This is a genomic window from Asticcacaulis sp. AND118, from assembly GCF_020535245.1.
Taxonomy (GTDB): domain Bacteria; phylum Pseudomonadota; class Alphaproteobacteria; order Caulobacterales; family Caulobacteraceae; genus Asticcacaulis.
This window is the reverse complement of the sequence record NZ_CP084910.1, coordinates 1,840,114-1,856,907: the sequence shown is the minus strand read 5'-3', so window position 1 is coordinate 1,856,907 and position 16,794 is coordinate 1,840,114. Positions and strand designations below refer to the sequence as shown.

Below are 16,794 nucleotides of genomic sequence, written 5' to 3'. Positions count from 1 at the left end.
GCAAACTAGCACGGGATCAAAATTCCGCCACCAACGCAGGGCGGGAAAACATCGACGCGTAACAGGATGAGACCTGAACGGAGACACCCATGCGCCTGACCCCCGTATTGCTGAGCCTGTTGATGGTGGCCACGGTGCCCGCTCATGCACAGGGACCGCTGCGCGAGCGCCTGAAAGAGCGGCGCATCGAAAAGCTTCAGGACAAGAAGGCGAAGGAAGAACGCCCCATCGATCTGCAGGCCATAGCGCCCGGCGCGACGAAGCAGACCCTGAGCTACGGTAGCGCCACCTTGCAGGCCGTCGATGTCTACCGGCCCGCCGATGCCCACAACGCGCCGATGATCGTCATGGTGCATGGAGGGGCGTGGAAAATCGGCGACAAGGCCAATACCGGTTCGGTCGAGAACAAGCTGAAACACTGGCTGCCCAAGGGCTATGTCTTCGTCAGCGTCAATTATCGTCTGCTGCCGCAGGCCGACGCCTATGCACAGGCCGATGACATCGCCACGGCTCTGGCCTTTGTGCAGAAGAACGCAGTGGCGTGGGGCGGGGACGCCTCGCGCCTGGTCCTGATGGGGCACAGCGCCGGGGCGCAACTGGTGGCCGTGACCTCGGCCGATCCGTCGGTGGTGACGGCGAAGGGCGGTCGGTTGTGGGCCGGGACGGTGGTGCTGGATTCGGCGACCATGGACCTTCAGGCGACTATGCAGCAGAAGCGCCTGCCGAAATTCTATACCGAAGCCTTCGGCTCCGATCCTAAGCGTTGGCCGCAGGCCTCGCCTCTGGCCCGCCTGACGCCGCAGGCCGTGCCGATGATGATCGTCTGTTCGACCAAACGCCCGGACAAGCCCTGCGATCAGGCCCAGACCCTCCGCACGGCCATGCAGAAGCTGGGCAAGCCCGCACCGGTGCAGAAGGAGGCCAAGACGCACGAGGAGATCAACCGCCTCGTCGGCGCACCCGGTCCCTATACGGCGGCTATCGACGCCTTTGTCGCGGCACGCCTAGGCGCTGGTAAATAGCCACGCCATATAGGCGGCGTAGAGCCCCAGAAAAATCAGCCCGCTCAACCGCCCGATCTTCTGAGCGAAGAGAATAAGAAGAAACAGCCCGCCCGCCACGCCCACTGCGACGGGTATGTCGATCCGCGCCATCTGAGACGATATGGAGAGGGGCGCAATGCCTGCCGTAACCCCTAAAATGCCCAGTATGTTGAAGATGTTACTGCCGATCAGATTGCCCAGGCTGACCTCGCCCTGACGGCGGAAGGCGGCGATAATCGTCACCGTCAGTTCGGGCAGGGAGGTGCCGACCGCCACCAGCGTCAGACCGATCACGGCTTCCGAAATGCCGAAGCCGCGGGCGACGTTTTCGGCCCCCCGCACCAGCGCATCGGCTCCGGTAACCAGCATCAGCAGTCCCAGACCCACCCAGATCAGGGCCAGAAACGGCGACCCCGGAGGTTCCCTGACAGCGTCCCCGGCAGGTGGGGTATCCTTGCCTGTTATGACCTTTTCCCAGATATAGACCCCCATCAGATAAGCCGCGAGCAGGGCCAGCATGATCCAGCCGTGGTCGCGTGTGATGACCCCCTGAAGGCCCAGCCACAGAAGACCCACGGTGACCGCAAACATGATCAGGGCGTCACGCTTCAAGTCCAGCCCGCTCGCCGCCATCGGCGAGAGCAGGGCGCCAATGCCCATGATCAGCAGGATATTGGCGATGTTGGAGCCGACGACATTGCCTACGGCCAGATCGGGTGAGCCCTTGAGGGCCGACTGCACCGAGACCATCAGTTCAGGGGCAGACGTGCCCATGCCGACCACGGTAAGGCCGATGATCAAGCGGGACATCCGCAGGTTCAAAGCCAGGCTGACTGCGCCGCGTATAAGGCTTTCACCGCCGACAAACAGCAGGCCCAGCCCACCGGCAATAAGCACGTAATCGACCCAGGCGGCGTCGATATAGGCCGCGATAAAATTGACGATGACATCCATGCCTGCCCCCTGACCATTAACCATCCTGCCCCGATGAGCGCCGAAGGACAAGGCTATTCGTCACTTGGCGTCGGGGGCCGGAGGCAGTATGAGAGCGTCATGATCCGACTGTTTATTGCCGAAATCACGCCGCCCTTCGCCGAAGGGCTGGTCTTCCCGCTCAATCCCGATCAGGCGCGCTACCTCGCGGCGGTCATGCGGCTGGGCGAGGGGGACGAGATCAGCGTTTTCAATGGCCGTGACGGCGAATGGCGCGGGCGGTTGCAGACCGTGACCAAGAAGCACGTTCATGTCGAGCTGGTGGCGCAAACCCGTGCGCAACCTGTCGCAGACCCTGCGCCCAAGCTGCTGATCGCACTGGTGAAACGCGCGCGTCTTGAAACCATTATCGAAAAAGCCACCGAGCTGGGTGCTGGTGAAATTCAACTGTTGATCACTCGCCGCACCAATGCTGATCACACCAATGTCGGACGGTTGCAACTGATCGCGCAGGAGGCCGCCGAACAGACCGAGCGCCTCGACGTGCCTCAGGTCATCGCGCCGGTGAAGCTTGAGGCCTATCTCAAGACTGCCGCTGAAACCCTGATCTATGGCGACGAAGAGTCTACCCATGAAACCGGCGAGCGCACCATTCCGCCCATGCTCGAAGCGCTGCACCGAGTGGGCGAGGGGGCCGTATCTATTCTGATCGGGCCGGAGGGCGGTTTCGACGAGGTCGAACGTCAGACCCTTGGCACGCTGCCCAATACCATGGCCGTCAATCTGGGGCCGCGTATCCTGCGCGCCGACACCGCGGCGATTTCGGCCCTGACCCTCTATCAGGCCGCGAAAGGCGACTGGCGATAGTTTAGTCTAATTCACTTGTGCAGTGCGGAGGATGCCCCCATATAGCCGGAATTGTAATCAGACCGCTTTCGGTTCCGAAAGCTTTCTGATTTATTTTGGGCGCCTCCTGTTTTCCGAAAAGTGTTTCCCACTTTTCGGCACGAGGCTTAGGCTGGTACTTCAAGGATGGGGCGCGTGGTCAAGATTTCGGAACCCATTCAATCGTTTTCGCAACTGACGGACTATTTCGCCTCGGGTGAAAAGCCGCGCGAGCGCTGGCGCATCGGGGCCGAGCACGAAAAGTTCGTTTTCCACCTCAGCGACCTGCGTCGCCCGGAATACGGCGGTCCGGACGGCATCGAGGCCCTGCTCAAAGGCCTGATGCGTTTCGGCTGGAGCGGTGTCTACGAAGGCGAAAATCTGATCGCGCTGGAGCGCGACGGGGCGTCGGTTTCGCTGGAGCCGGGCGGGCAGTTCGAACTGTCGGGCGCGCCGCTGGAGACCATCCACGATATCTGCAACGAAACCGGTCAGCACCTCGAAGAGGTCAAGGCCGTGGCTTCCGAACTGGGGCTGGGTTTTCTGGGTGTCGGCTTCTCACCGCTATGGACGCGCGCCGAGACCCCGGTCATGCCCAAGGGCCGCTACAACATCATGCGCGCCTATATGCCGAAGGTCGGTAATCTCGGCCTCGACATGATGCTGCGCACCTCGACCATTCAGGCCAATCTCGACTTCTCAAGCGAAGACGACATGGTGCTGAAATTCCGCACCTCGCTGGCCCTGCAGCCCATCGCCACGGCGCTGTTCGCCTGTTCGCCCTTCACCGAGGGCAAGCTCAACGGCTTCCTGTCGGCGCGCGCCAATGTGTGGACCGACACCGACGCCGACCGCACGGGCATGTTGGGTTTCGTCTTCGAAGAGGGTTTCGGCTACGAGAAATACGCCCGATACGCCCTTGATGTGCCGATGTATTTCGTCAAGCGCAAGGGCGCGGCGAACGGGGGCTATATCGACGCGGCGGGTCAGTCCTTCCGCGACTTTATGGACGGCAAGCTGCCGGCCCTGCCGGGGGAACGGCCCACTATCGACGACTGGGCCGATCACCTGACCACCCTGTTCCCCGAAGTGCGCCTGAAGAAGTATCTCGAAATGCGCGGCGCCGATGGCGGTCCGTGGAGCCGCATCTGCGCCCTGCCGGCGCTGTGGGCGGGCATCCTCTACGATCAGACGGCACTGGAAGCCGCCTGGGATCTGGTCAAGGGCTGGCGTATCGAGGACCACGACACCCTGCGCGGCATGGCGGCCAGGACCGGCCTGAAAGGCGAAATCGCCGGGCGTCCGGTGAAGGACTGGGCGCGCGATACGCTCAATATCGCCCGTGACGGCCTCAAGCGGCGTAACCGTCTGTCGGGGGGGCTGGTCGATGAAACCGGCTATCTCAACGAACTGTTCGACATCGCCGAAAGCGGGATCACCCCCGCCGAGCGTCTGATCGAAAAATATAACGGTGTGTGGGCCGGCGACCTTCGCAAATTGTACACAGAAGAAGCCTACTAAAACCGTATACCGTTTCGCCTGAAACGGAAGTGCGCTTGCCAACCGGTTAATTTGCTGCTCCTATCGCCGCAAATCCAATCGTCTGTTGTCCGATAGCGGCCCGAATGGCGCCCCGGCACAGGCCACCCGGGGCAAGTTTGCATGATCAATATCGTTATCGCCGCAGGGATTCTGATCACCCTGCTGACGGCCATTCCGGTCGTCACCCAGATGCGCCATCATCCGCGCGGCCTGATCGTCTGCTTTTTTGCCGAAATGTGGGAACGCTTTTCCTATTACGGCATGCGGGCGCTGCTCATCTATTACCTGACGCGCCATTTCCTGTTCTCGGACGACAAGGCCAGCGACCAGTACGGCTCCTACACCTCGCTGGTCTATCTGCTGCCGCTGATCGGCGGTCTGGTGGCCGACCGGTATATCGGCACGCGCAAGGCGATCATCTTCGGCGGCCTGCTGCTGGTGGCCGGTCACACCGGCATGGCGCTGGAAGGCACGCCGAACCAGTCGGTCCTGACCTATCAGGGCACGACCTACGAATACGTCATCCGCGACGTGGAATCGGGCAATGCCCCGCCGCGCCTCAAGGTTGGCGACGCCTATTATGAAGTCGGGCCGCTGGCCGACGGCGGTCGCGAGATCAAGGGCCTGCCCGCCGATGCGCCGCTGCCGGCCGTTCTGACCAAGGACCAGTTCGTCGAGAGCGTGCGCAGCGCCACGCCGTGGGCCGAAAACGCTTTTTATCTGTCGATCGCGCTGATCGCCATGGGCGTAGGCTTCCTCAAACCGAACATCTCGTCGCTGGTCGGGCAACTCTACCGCGACAAGGACCCGCGCCGGGATTCAGGCTTTCAGCTCTATTATTTCGGCATCAATATGGGCTCGTTCTGGGCCACCATCCTCTGCGGCATTCTGGGTGAGCGCGTCGGCTGGTGGGCCGGTTTCGGTCTGGCGGGCGTCGGCATGCTGGTGGGCCTTCTGGTCTTCGTCTTCGGCAAGAAGATGCTGGACGGCAAGGGCGAGCCGCCGAACCCCGAAGCCATCCGCCAGAAGGTCGGCGGCCTGATTTCCAAGGAAAACCTGATCTACCTGCTGGGTCTGGCCGGTGTGCCGGTCATCTACTTCGTCATCCAGCGCAACGACATCGTCGGCTGGGCCCTGCTGGCCTCGACCATCTGCATCCTCGCCTATGTGTTCACCCAGATGTTCACCAGGTTCAGCAAGGTCGAAAACTACCGCCTCGGCCTAGCTATGGTGCTGACCCTGTCGTCGGTGATCTTCTGGACCCTCTTCGAGCAGGCCGGGTCGTCGCTCAGCCTGTTCGCCGAGCGCAACACCGACCTCAGCCTGATCGCCGAGCCCCTGCGTCTGGGCAGCCTGCTGCTGGCCACGCCGGATCAGATCAAGACCATGGGCGGCGTGCCGTCGGGGGCCTTCTGGATCGATATGGGCTTCAACGCCTCGCAAACCCAGAGCTTCAATCCCTTCTTCATCCTGGTCTTCGCGCCGATCTTCGCCGGTGTCTTCACCTTCCTCGCCAAGCGCGGCAAGGACCCGGATCCGGTCAAGAAGTTCGCCTTCGGTCTGGTCATGGCGGGCGTCGGCTTCTTCGTGCTCGTCTGGTCGGCGCCGCTGGCCGGCCCTGACTTCCGCGTGCCGCTGTTCTGCCTGTTCCTGACCTACATGTTCCACACCTGGGGCGAATTGTCGGTGTCGCCGGTCGGCCTGTCGCAGCAGACCAAGCTGTCGCCGGCGGTCCTGATCTCGACCATGATGGCCATCTGGTTCCTCGGTACGTCGGGCGCGCAGTATCTGGCGGCCATCATCGCCAAGTTCGCCTCGACCGAGACGGTGGGCGGTCAGGTGCTCGACCCGAACGCCGCGCTTCAGGCCTCGCTGAACACCTTCAACACCATCGGCTGGGCCGGCATCATCCTCGGTGGTCTCCTGTTCCTGCTGTCCTTCGCGATCAAGGGCTGGGCGCACGGGGCGTCGGACACTACGGACGACACGCCGACTACCGGTCACTGACCGGATGGCGGATACGAAAAACCCCGGCGGTGCGAACCGCCGGGGTTTTTCGTGTCATGTTAGGCGCTTAAAGCTCGTTGCGGATACGCAGATAGAGCTTCGGTTCGGAGTCGCGCTGCGTCGTTTCCTCATAGGACAGCACATTGCCCGAACGCAGTCCGTCATAGCGCGTCACGTCGTAGCGCGTGGTGCGCGAGCCGAGGTTCTGCAATTCGGTGCGCACCGACAGCTTGGGCGACGGCTTGAACTCGGCATAGAGGCTGACCCACGGCGAGCCTTCGGAGTGGCTGACCTCTTTCGAGCGCCAGCTTGTATTGTCCCAGCCGCGATCCACCGACCAGCCCCACGACATGCCGGGGCGGTCCTGATTGAAGCTCAGCGACAGCGTCATCGGCGTCTGACCGGAGATGCGCCGCTTATGACCCGTCAGCGGATCGGTGATGTCGGAATCGTACCAGGTGGCGTTAAGGCGCAACATGCCGTTTTCGAGATAGTTGTCGACCGGCACGCTGAGCCGCGTAGAAATCTGCTGGTTCTGGCCGTCCCCGACATTGCCGATGATGTCTTCGATGCCGCCGTTCTGGGTATAGAGGGGCACGCGCTCGACGGCGTCGTCGATGTCGTTCAGTTCATAGCTGAGGGCCAGTTGCCCCTTTTCCCAGAAGCGGTAGTCGACGCTGAATTCGTTCGACCACTGGCGGTAGGGCACAAGGTTCAGCGGATAGAGCAACTGGTCCGGGCGTTCGTACTGCCACGCGGCGATCGAGACGAAGTCCCAATAGCCCATATAGCCGACCTCACGGGCGCGGCTGAGGCGCACCTGAAGCACCTGATCGGGCTTCCATTGCAGGCTCAGGCGCGGTTTGGGGAACTCGTAGCTCCGCTCGGCGGCGTAGGTGCCGCGGTGGCGGAAGGTCATGCTCTCAACCGCCAGGCCGCTGTCGATGGTCAAGGTGTCGTTGGGACGCCAGTTGCCGGAAACGTAGAGCGAGCCGCGCTGTTCCTCGCCGCGTGTGCGGCCGGGATCGGGGACTTCACCTTCGGCCAGCCACGAACCGACCGACAGGGATTCGGCGTCGAAATTATTGAAACGACGCTCGCCGCCGGCCTGAAACACCAGTGCCTTGGAATAGTGCCACGTCGCCTGCGCCGACAGCGAGCCTTCGCTGGTTTCCTTGTCCTCGGTATAGGTCGAGGTGGAAGCGGGCTTCTGACGGTCGGTGCGGTTATCGCTGACGTTGCGCTTGCCCCACAGGTTGAGGTTCAGCTTGAACTTCTTGTTGAGGCTCTTCTCGTAGCGGCTCGACACTTCCTGAGACAGGTTTTCGGCCGTGCGCTGCTCGTATTCGGTGGTGCCGTTCTCATAGACGGCGTCGAAGGCCGAGCGGTTGTAGCGCATGGCGCCGCTGACATCGAGCCGCCCGCCGCTGGCCGGACCGGCCCACGCGCCGCGCAGTTCCGCGCCTTCGCTTTGCCCTTGCGAATCCAAAGCCTGATGGCGCGTCGTGCCGTCGGCATAGGTGGTGTATTTGTCGCCGTGGCCTGTGCCTTCGTCGTGGTTCTGATACAGGTTGACGCCGGCTTCGAGATTGCGGCCGTTCTGGTTTTTCTGCCACGTGAAGCCGACCTGCGGCTTGACCTTGCCGTCGGGATAGATGTTGGCCGAGGTGGTGATTGTCACCACGGGCTTCGACATCGATTTGCGCACGACATTGATCAGTTCGCTGTGGCCCTGCATGTCGTAGCCGGCGGCGCCGGCCTTGATGCGCTCGATGCGTTCGATCTGGTTGAGCGGCAGGCGCGCCAGAGCGTCATTGGTGTCCGAGGGGCGCTGACCGTCGATCAGCACGTTGGACGACCCGCCCGAACCGGTAAGGATGAAGTTGGGGATGTATTTGAGCGCGTCGGCAGCCGACTGGACCGGCTTGCCGACGAAATCCGCCGCCGTATAGCTGGCGGCGACCGCAACGGTGTCACCGGCGGCGAAAGCCTGAACCGGCAGTATCGCCAGCGCACACACCGATGTCAGCCAAAGAAGCCGCATAACGCCCCGTCATTCCAAATTATATGGAAACAAACACACATACTGAAAGCTACGCTCTAGGCAGCCAATATGACGACATAAAGGCGAAATGACAAGTTCGCAGATGCGAAAAAGGCGAATTGTTAAAGCTTAACAGAGTGTTGCCAAAATATCTGATGCCATGTTTACGCCCCGGTGCCGCCGACGGTCAGGCCGCGGATTTTCAGGCTGGGCTGACCGATACCGACCGGCAGGCTCTGGCCCGCCTTACCGCAGGTGCCCACGCCGGGATCAAACCTGAAATCGTCGCCGATCATCTCGACCTGACGCATCACCGCCGGGCCGTCGCCGATCAGCGACGCGCCCTTGACCGGGGCGGTGACCCTGCCATCTTCGATCAGATAGGCCTCGGTGCACTGGAAGACGAACTTGCCGTTGGTGATATCGACCTGACCGCCGCCGAAATTGACGGCGTAGAGGCCGCGCTTTGTCGAAGAGAGCATGTCGGCCAGCTTGTCCTGCCCGCCGGTCATGAAGGTATTGGTCATGCGCGGCAGGGGCTGGTGGGCATAGGACTGACGCCGGCCATTGCCGGTCGGGGCGACGCCCATCTGGCGCGCCGACAGGCGGTCGTGCATGTAGCCGACCAATACGCCGTCTTCGATCAAGGTCGTGGCGTGGGTCGGGGTGCCTTCGTCGTCCATGTTCAGCGAGCCGCGCGCGTCGAGGATGGTGCCGTCATCGACCACGGTGACGCCTTTCGCCGCGACCTGCTGGCCCATCTTGCCGGAAAAGGCCGAGGTGCCCTTGCGGTTGAAGTCGCCTTCGAGGCCGTGACCGACGGCTTCGTGCAGCAGCACGCCCGGCCAGCCCGGTCCAAGCACGATGTCCATTTCACCGGTCGGCGCGGGCACGGCTTCGAGACTGACCAGAGCCTGACGCAGGGCCTCATCGACCTGCGCCTGCCAGTATTGCGGATCGCTCAGCAGGTCGAGCGCGATGCGCCCGCCGCCGCCCGCCGAGGCGCTTTCGCGGTGGCCGTCTTGCTCGACCGACACGCCGATGGAGAGGCGCACCAGCGGGCGGTAGTCGTGATAGACCTCGCCGCCGGCGCGCAGGATGGTGATGTGGCGCTGATCGGCGGCGACCGAGGCCGAGACCTGCACCACGCCGGGGTGGCGGCTGCGGGCATAGTCGTTGATGGCCTCCAGCAGCGCGATCTTGTCACCGAACGCCATCGAACCGATGGGATCGTGTTCGCCGTAGTGGCGGGCATTGGAGCGGGCGGGGGAGGTCGCCAGAGAGGCTGAAAGCGACAGGTTCACCGCCTTGCCCTGTTTGGCCAGCACCGCTGCGTCGGCGGCGCGGCGCACGGCCCCGACCGACAATTCAGCGGCATTGGCGAAACCCACGGTCTCACCGGCGACGACGCGGAAACCGAAGCCCTGATCCGCGCCGTAGGTCGAGTGCTTCAACCGCCCGTCGTCGAAGACCAGCGATTCGCTTTCGCGCGTCTCGAAATAGATTTCGCCGTCATCGGCCCCGTGCAGGGCGGCTTCCAGCACCGCCTGACAGGCCGCGAGGTCGAGATCGCGCATCGAATCGGGCAGGGAGGCGGGGAGGGGGGGCAAAGACGTAGGTAGAGACATTCAGGTTACCGGCGTGGAACGTGTTACCTCTATGTAGGACGCCGCGTGGCGCTTGACCAGAGATTCGCGTGGGTTATCCGCAAGGGGCCCCGCAACCACCAGGGGCGCGACAAAAGCGCGCAGGTCCGCCTGCGCAGCCGCCTCAAATCGCCGGAAGCCGCGCCTGACGGGACCTGTCTTTGCCGACAGTCGGCCCGCGCTGCTTTTAGGCCTTTGCATTTTGCAAATATGGCATTAATGGGGAACAACGGGGTGAGACCATGTGTCCCATGGGGACGCATTGTCACGCCCGAAGACCGAGGATTAAACGGGACTGCGCGGAAACTCCTGTTCGCTAGAAGACAGGCGCGCCGTGCGACCCATAATTAGGGATTAAAGGAATGCGCATCCGAAGGCTGATGGCAGGGACCGCCGCCGTGATGACTGCACTTGCAGGGGCACTGGGGGCCGGAGCCGTCTGGGCCCAGGACAATCTGGGGCTGCCGACCGACAAGGCCATCGATCTTCAGCCGGCCGCCGCGCCGCTCAAGCACGACGCCATCTGGTTCCACGACATCATCCTGATGCCGGTCATCACCGCGATCGTGGTGCTGGTTCTGGCTTTGCTGATCTGGATCATCCTGCGCTACAACAAGCGCGCCAACCCCAAGCCCGCCACCTTCTCGCACAACACCGCCATCGAAATCGCGTGGACGGTGGTGCCGGTGCTGATTCTCGTCGTCATCGCCTTCTTCTCCTTCTCGCTGCTGCGCAAATATAACGACATGCCGACGCCGGACGTTGTCGTGAAGGCCACCGGCTACCAGTGGTACTGGGCCTACGACTACCCGGAACTGGGGGTCGAGGGCGTCGAATCGCGTCTGCTGCCCGAAGCGCGCGAGCTTGAAACCGCGCACGAGGCCAAGGTGCCCTTCCTGTTGGGTGTCGACAACGAACTGATCGTTCCGGTGAACCGCGTGGTTCAGGTGCAGGTCACCGGCTACGACGTCATCCACGCCTTCGCGCTTCCGGCCTTCGGTCTGAAGACCGACGCCATTCCGGGCCGTCTGAACTCGACCTGGTTCAAGGCCGAAAAGACCGGCGTCTTCTACGGTCAATGCTCCGAACTGTGCGGCGTCGACCACGCCTATATGCCCATCGTCATCCGCGTCGTCACCGACAAGGAATTCGACGACTACATCGTCAAGGCGGGCGGCAAGACCAAAGCCATGATCGCCGCCGAAGAAGCGGCGACTGCGGCGGAAGCCCAGCGTGCGGCGGCCGACGCCGCGGCCTCGGCTGACGCTTCGACGGCTGCCTCGGCAGCGGCTCCCGCAGAAGCGGACGCAGCGGCTTCGGCCGCGGCTCCCGCCGTTCAATAATTCAGGTAAGAGAGACGCTCGTCATGGCATCGAATGCTTCTGTCGTTCACGATCATCATCACGACGATCACGACCATAAACCCGGTTTCTTCGCGCGCTGGTTCCTGTCCACCAATCACAAGGACATCGGCACGCTCTACCTGATCTTCGCCATCATGGCCGGCCTGCTGGGCGGGGCCCTGTCGGGTCTGATCCGCTGGGAGCTTTATGAGCCCGGTCTGCAGGTCTTCGTCCAGGGCTCGCTGCTGGATCAGCTCAATATCTTCGAGGGCAAGCACGGCTATAATGCCGTCGTGACGGCCCACGCCGTTCTGATGATTTTCTTCATGGTCATGCCCGCCATGATCGGCGGCTTCGGCAACTGGTTCGTGCCCATCATGATCGGCGCGCCGGATATGGCCTTCCCTCGCCTGAACAATATTTCGTTCTGGCTACTGGTCGCCTCCTTCATCCTGCTGATGGTCTCGATTTTCGTCCCCGGCGGGCCCGGTGGCGCGTCGGAGCACGGCTTCGGCGGCGGCTGGACCATGTATCCGCCCATGTCCTCAACCAAGGGCAGCCCCGGTGCGGCCTTCGACCTGATCATCTTCTCGTTCCACCTGTCGGGCGCGTCGTCGATCCTGGGGGCGATCAACTTCATCACCACCATCTTCAACATGCGCGCGCCGGGCATGACGCTGCATCGTATGCCGCTGTTCGCGTGGTCGGTGCTGGTCACCGCCTTCCTGCTGCTGCTGTCGCTGCCGGTCTTCGCCGGCGCCATCACCATGCTGCTGACCGACCGTAACTTCGGCACCGCCTTCTTCGATCCGGCGGGCGGCGGCGACCCGGTTATGTATCAGCATCTGTTCTGGTTCTTCGGCCACCCGGAAGTGTACATCCTGATCCTGCCGGGCTTCGGCATCATCAGTCACGTCGTTTCGACCTTCTCGAAAAAGCCCGTCTTCGGTTATCTGGCCATGGCTTACGCCATGGTGGCCATCGGTTTCGTCGGCTTCATCGTGTGGGCGCACCACATGTACACGGTCGGTATGGGCTTCAACCTGCGCGCCTACTTCGTCATGGCGACCATGGTCATCGCGGTGCCGACCGGGGTGAAGATCTTCTCGTGGATCGCCACCATGTGGGGCGGCTCGCTAGACTTCAAGGTGCCCATGCTGTGGGCCATCGGCTTCATCTTCCTGTTCACCGTCGGCGGCGTGACCGGCGTGGTGCTGTCGAACGCCGGCATCGACTACAGCCTGCACGACACCTATTACGTCGTCGCCCACTTCCACTATGTGCTGTCGCTCGGGGCGGTGTTCGCCATCTTCTGCGGCTTCTACTACTGGTACGAGAAGATGTTCGGCATCAAGTACAACGAACTGCTGGGTCAGATTCACTTCTGGCTGATGTTCGTCGGCGTGAACGTCGTCTTCTTCCCGCAGCACTTCCTGGGCCTTCAGGGGATGCCGCGCCGCTATGTCGACTATCCGGAAGGCTTCGCCTACTGGAACAAGGTGTCGTCGATCGGTTACGTCATCACCGCCATCGGCGTGCTGGTCTTCCTGATCATGATCGTCGAGTCGGTCATCCGTCGCCGCAAGGCCGAGGCCAATCCGTGGGGCGAAGGCGCCACGACACTCGAATGGACCCTGTCGTCTCCGCCGCCTTATCACCAGTTCTCGGAACTGCCGGTGATCAAGGACGAAGACGGCCATCACTAAAGACCGTATCGCCCGTAACGGGCGGAGGGTATAATACGGGGGATGGGGGCCTGAGGCCGTCATCCCCTTTGTTTTACGAGTACCACTGTGAACCTTAAGCCCGTGACCATCGAAACGCCGAAGCCGGACCCGACACACCCCGCCTATGCCGAAAAGGCCTTGCGGGGGCTGCCGACCGACTATTTCCAGTTGCTCAAGCCGCGCGTCATGTCGCTGGTGGTGTTCACCGGCCTGACCGGTCTCGTCGTCGCGCCGGTGGACATGGACCCGTTTCTGGCCTTCGTCGCCGTGCTGTGCATCGCGCTGGGGGCAGGGGCCGCAGGCGCGCTGAACATGGCCATAGAAGGCGAAACCGACGCCCTGATGCGCCGTACGCGCGGGCGGCCCGTAGCGTCGGGACGCGTCACCAAATCCGACGCCATGGCGTTTGGCGGCGTGCTGGCCTTTCTGTCGGTGGCCATGATGTGGCTGGCGATCAACGCCATCGCTGCCGGTCTGCTGGCTCTGACCATCCTCTATTACGTCGTCTTCTACACCATCGTGCTCAAGCGCCGCACGCCGCAGAATATCGTCATCGGCGGGGCCGCCGGGGCCTTCCCGCCGGTGATCGGATGGGCCGCCGCGACCGGCGCCGCGCCGCTGGAAGCCTGGGTTTTGTTCGCCATCATCTTCCTGTGGACCCCGCCGCATAGCTGGGCGCTGGCCCTTTATACGGCCGAAGACTACGCCAAGGCCGGCATCCCGATGATGCCCGTGGCCAGGGGGGCGAAGTCGACGCGCCTGCAAATCCTGATCTACAGCCTGATCATGGCTCCGGTGGCCTGCCTGCCCGTGGCCTTCAGCCTGGGCGGCATGATCTACGCCGTAGTGTCGGTGCTGGGCGGGGCCTTCTTTATCTTTCTGGCGGTGCGTCTGTTCCTGTCGCGCGCCGGCGACCATCCCGAAGGCGGCGAGAACTCGCTCTACGACGTCAAGAAGGAAGCACTGGCCGCGCGCAACCTGTTCGCCTTTTCCATCCTCTATCTGACGGCGCTGTTCGCCGCGCTGCTGATTCATCACGCCTTTATGGGAGCCTGAACCAATGGCCAACAAGGACGTTCTGTCGACGCCGGACGACGATAAAAAGGCCTATCTGGCCGCCCAGAAGCGCCGCAACATCGCCATCGGTCTCGGCCTGTTCGCCTTCGTCGTGCTGGTCTTCCTCGTCTCGGTGATCCGTATGTCACAGGGCGTACAGGCGGCCCACGGCGGATGAAAAAGCTGAGCCGAAACCAGAAGGTCGCCGTGTGGTGCGTGGCGGGGCTGGCCGGCATGTTCGGTCTGGCCTTCGCCTCGGTGCCGCTCTACCGCATGTTCTGTCAGGTGACGGGCTTCGACGGCACGACCCAGCGCGCCGAGGTGGAGTCCTCGATCGTGCTTGAACGCAAGATCCGCGTCTATTTCGACACCAACGCCAATAATATCCCTTGGAGTTTCAAGGTCGAACGGCCGGTGCAGGACACCCAGCTCGGCAAGACCAACATGATCTATTTCACGGTGAAAAACGATGGCGATGTGCCGCTGACCGGGCGCGCCAGCTATAATGTCCTGCCGGAAGCCATGGGCGGCTATTTTATGAAGCTGCAATGCTTCTGCTTCACCGACCAGACGCTGAGGCCGGGCGAAGAACGCACCTTCCCCGTGGTCTACTATGTCGATCCCAGGATGCTGGAAGACATCGACGCGAAGAATACGAAGGACGTGACCCTCTCCTACACCTTCTTCCCGTCGCAGATCGATAAAAAGTAAACCGTTTCAGTCTATTGTAGCGCGTACCTCAATCCGGCCGGCAGGGCTGCGGCGATCCGCCGCACCGGGACGCGATGCCGCACAAAAAGCGGCGGTTCGGATTGTGTTCACAGCCGATTTGCCCTAAGACTCAAGGTCAAATCATATAACGGAACCGCCAGTGTCCGAATACAGGGGGGCACGGCGCATCGAGGTGAGTTGCCGACTATGTCTAACGACGCCGTCAAACACGATTATCACATCATCAACCCCAGCCCGTGGCCGTTGCTTGGCTCGCTGTTCTCCGTGATCATGTTCATCGGACTGGTCATCTGGATGAAGGGGCTGTTTGGCATCGAAAAGACCCCGGTGGTGTTCGGCATTGGTTTCATCGGCGTGCTTTACGTCATGTGGGGCTGGTGGGCCGATGTGATCAAGGAATCGCGCGCTGGCGACCATACGCCGGTCGTGCAGATCGGTCTGCGTTACGGCATGATCATGTTCATCGCTTCGGAAGTGATGTTCTTCGTGGCCTGGTTCTGGGTCTTCTTCGAAGCGGCGCTGTTCCACGAACACCGCGCGGGCGTCCATTCCTCGATCGAGGAAGTGCGTACCGCCTGGGCGTCTCTCGGTGCGACCGACCCTAACGGCTGGCTGCCGGCGGGCGTCGAAGCGGTTTCGGCGTGGCAACTGCCTCTGCTCAACACCCTGCTGCTGCTGCTGTCAGGCACGACCGTCACCTGGGCGCATCACGCGCTGCAGGAAGGCGACCGTAACGGCGCCAAGTGGGGCCTGTTCCTCACCGTCATTCTGGGGGCCATCTTCACCAGCGTGCAGGCCTTCGAATATTACCACATCGTCCACCACCACCTGTTCTTCAACGAAGACGCCGCCAATGCGGGCCTGTACGGTTCGGCCTTCTTCATGGCTACGGGCTTCCACGGTTTCCACGTCCTCATCGGCACCATCTTCCTGCTGGTGTGCCTGATCCGCCTGCTGCGCGGCGGCTTCACCCCGCAGAAGCACTTCGGTTTCGAGGCGGCGGCCTGGTACTGGCATTTCGTCGACGTGGTGTGGCTGTTCCTCTTCGCCTTCATCTACGTCATCTTCGGGGCCTAAGCCCGGTCAGGTGAAGACGCCCACACGCACCTTTCCTGTTGCCCTTACGGCCTTTGTGGCCGTGGCGCTGATCATCCTGCTGGGTCTTGGGACCTGGCAGGTTCAGCGTTTGCACTGGAAGACGCAGTTGCTGACCGATCTGGAACGCACCCGCGCCATCGCGACGGTGCCCGTCGAAACCCTGCTGTCAAAGCCCGGTGATCAGGACTGGCGGCAGGTCTCGCTCGATTGCCGCAGCGATCCCCGCGACTGGGTCTATATGCACGGCGTGTCCGACGGGGTAGCCGGTTTTTACGTCCTGACGCATTGCGCGGCGGGGCAGGGGACGATCCTTGTCGATCTTGGCTTCACGACGCAGAAACCGACTCTGAGCGCGCCCATTGACACGGCTTTGACCGGACGTCTACGGCCTTTTGAGACGCCCAATGGCTTCGTGCCGCCCAATAATATCGCGGCGGACGACTGGTACTCGCGTTCGGCCACCGATCTGTCGAAGCGCTGGAATACGCCCCTGCGTCCGGACTATTTCGTCGCAGCGACCGTGTCGGTTGTCCCCGGTCTGACGCCGGTGGACGCCACCGCCAACCTGTCCAATCGCCATCTGGAATATGCCCTGACCTGGTATGGGCTGGCGGCGACGCTGATCGGTGTCTATATAGCGGTTCTGTATTCGCGCCTAAGAGCCATTTCCGCCGGAAACGGCTCTTAGGTTTATCTCGTCGCGCATTTGATTCCAAAAACCGCTGGGCACTTTTTGGA

Annotated in this window: 14 protein-coding genes; 11 read left to right on the top strand and 3 right to left on the bottom strand. The window is 62.3% G+C overall.

Annotated elements, in window-relative coordinates:
• Positions 1 to 89: 89 nt before the first annotated feature.
• On the top strand, positions 90 to 1,022 hold the full coding sequence (locus LH365_RS08935; RefSeq protein WP_226743299.1) for an alpha/beta hydrolase: 933 nt from the start codon (positions 90 to 92) through the stop codon (positions 1,020 to 1,022).
• Here LH365_RS08935 and LH365_RS08930 read toward each other — a convergent pair.
• Positions 1,005 to 1,997, bottom strand: a complete 993-nt coding sequence (locus LH365_RS08930; protein WP_226743298.1) for a calcium/sodium antiporter — start codon at positions 1,995 to 1,997, stop codon at positions 1,005 to 1,007. The genes LH365_RS08935 and LH365_RS08930 overlap by 18 nt on opposite strands.
• 99 nt (positions 1,998 to 2,096) lie before the next feature.
• Here LH365_RS08930 and LH365_RS08925 point away from each other — a divergent pair, with 99 nt between their 5' ends.
• The 3 genes from LH365_RS08925 to LH365_RS08915 all read left to right on the top strand — a co-directional run bounded on the left by LH365_RS08925 (position 2,097) and on the right by LH365_RS08915 (position 6,410).
• Positions 2,097 to 2,843 carry a 16S rRNA (uracil(1498)-N(3))-methyltransferase gene (locus LH365_RS08925; protein WP_226743297.1) on the top strand — a complete coding sequence of 249 codons (747 nt, stop codon included), beginning with the start codon at positions 2,097 to 2,099 and terminating at the stop codon, positions 2,841 to 2,843.
• A 165-nt stretch (positions 2,844 to 3,008) separates the two neighbouring features.
• Complete coding sequence (locus tag LH365_RS08920) at positions 3,009 to 4,382, top strand: glutamate--cysteine ligase (RefSeq protein ID WP_226743296.1); 1,374 nt, start codon at positions 3,009 to 3,011, stop codon at positions 4,380 to 4,382.
• A 141-nt stretch (positions 4,383 to 4,523) separates the two neighbouring features.
• On the top strand, positions 4,524 to 6,410 hold the full coding sequence (locus LH365_RS08915) for a peptide MFS transporter (protein WP_226743295.1): 1,887 nt from the start codon (positions 4,524 to 4,526) through the stop codon (positions 6,408 to 6,410).
• Between the two features lie 67 nt (positions 6,411 to 6,477).
• Here LH365_RS08915 and LH365_RS08910 read toward each other — a convergent pair whose 3' ends face one another.
• Both LH365_RS08910 and tldD read right to left on the bottom strand, forming a co-directional pair.
• Positions 6,478 to 8,454 (bottom strand): TonB-dependent siderophore receptor, encoded by a 1,977-nt coding sequence (locus LH365_RS08910; protein ID WP_226743294.1) that lies wholly within the window; start codon positions 8,452 to 8,454, stop codon positions 6,478 to 6,480.
• Positions 8,455 to 8,618: 164 nt separating this feature from the next.
• A complete protein-coding gene (tldD, locus tag LH365_RS08905; protein WP_226743293.1) occupies positions 8,619 to 10,082 on the bottom strand; it encodes a metalloprotease TldD in 1,464 nt (487 codons plus the stop codon).
• Between the two features lie 419 nt (positions 10,083 to 10,501).
• Between tldD and coxB the strand changes: the two genes are divergently transcribed.
• The 7 genes from coxB to LH365_RS08870 all read left to right on the top strand — a co-directional run bounded on the left by coxB (position 10,502) and on the right by LH365_RS08870 (position 16,744).
• Positions 10,502 to 11,443: a cytochrome c oxidase subunit II gene (gene coxB / locus LH365_RS08900; protein ID WP_226743292.1), complete on the top strand. Its 942-nt coding sequence runs from the start codon at positions 10,502 to 10,504 to the stop codon at positions 11,441 to 11,443.
• 23 nt (positions 11,444 to 11,466) lie between these two features.
• A complete protein-coding gene (gene ctaD / locus LH365_RS08895) occupies positions 11,467 to 13,149 on the top strand; it encodes a cytochrome c oxidase subunit I (protein WP_226743291.1) in 1,683 nt (560 codons plus the stop codon).
• Between the two features lie 87 nt (positions 13,150 to 13,236).
• Positions 13,237 to 14,226, top strand: a complete 990-nt coding sequence (gene cyoE, locus LH365_RS08890; RefSeq protein ID WP_370639723.1) for a heme o synthase — start codon at positions 13,237 to 13,239, stop codon at positions 14,224 to 14,226.
• Between the two features lie 4 nt (positions 14,227 to 14,230).
• Entirely contained in the window at positions 14,231 to 14,404 is a 174-nt protein-coding gene (locus tag LH365_RS08885; RefSeq protein ID WP_226743290.1) for a hypothetical protein, read from the top strand.
• Complete coding sequence (locus LH365_RS08880) at positions 14,401 to 14,937, top strand: cytochrome c oxidase assembly protein (RefSeq protein ID WP_226743289.1); 537 nt, start codon at positions 14,401 to 14,403, stop codon at positions 14,935 to 14,937. The genes LH365_RS08885 and LH365_RS08880 overlap by 4 nt, the downstream gene beginning before the upstream one ends.
• Positions 14,938 to 15,144: 207 nt before the next feature.
• Positions 15,145 to 16,035 carry a cytochrome c oxidase subunit 3 gene (locus LH365_RS08875; RefSeq protein ID WP_226743288.1) on the top strand — a complete coding sequence of 297 codons (891 nt, stop codon included), beginning with the start codon at positions 15,145 to 15,147 and terminating at the stop codon, positions 16,033 to 16,035.
• Positions 16,036 to 16,045: 10 nt separating this feature from the next.
• On the top strand, positions 16,046 to 16,744 hold the full coding sequence (locus LH365_RS08870; protein WP_226743287.1) for an SURF1 family protein: 699 nt from the start codon (positions 16,046 to 16,048) through the stop codon (positions 16,742 to 16,744).
• Positions 16,745 to 16,794: the final 50 nt, after the last annotated feature.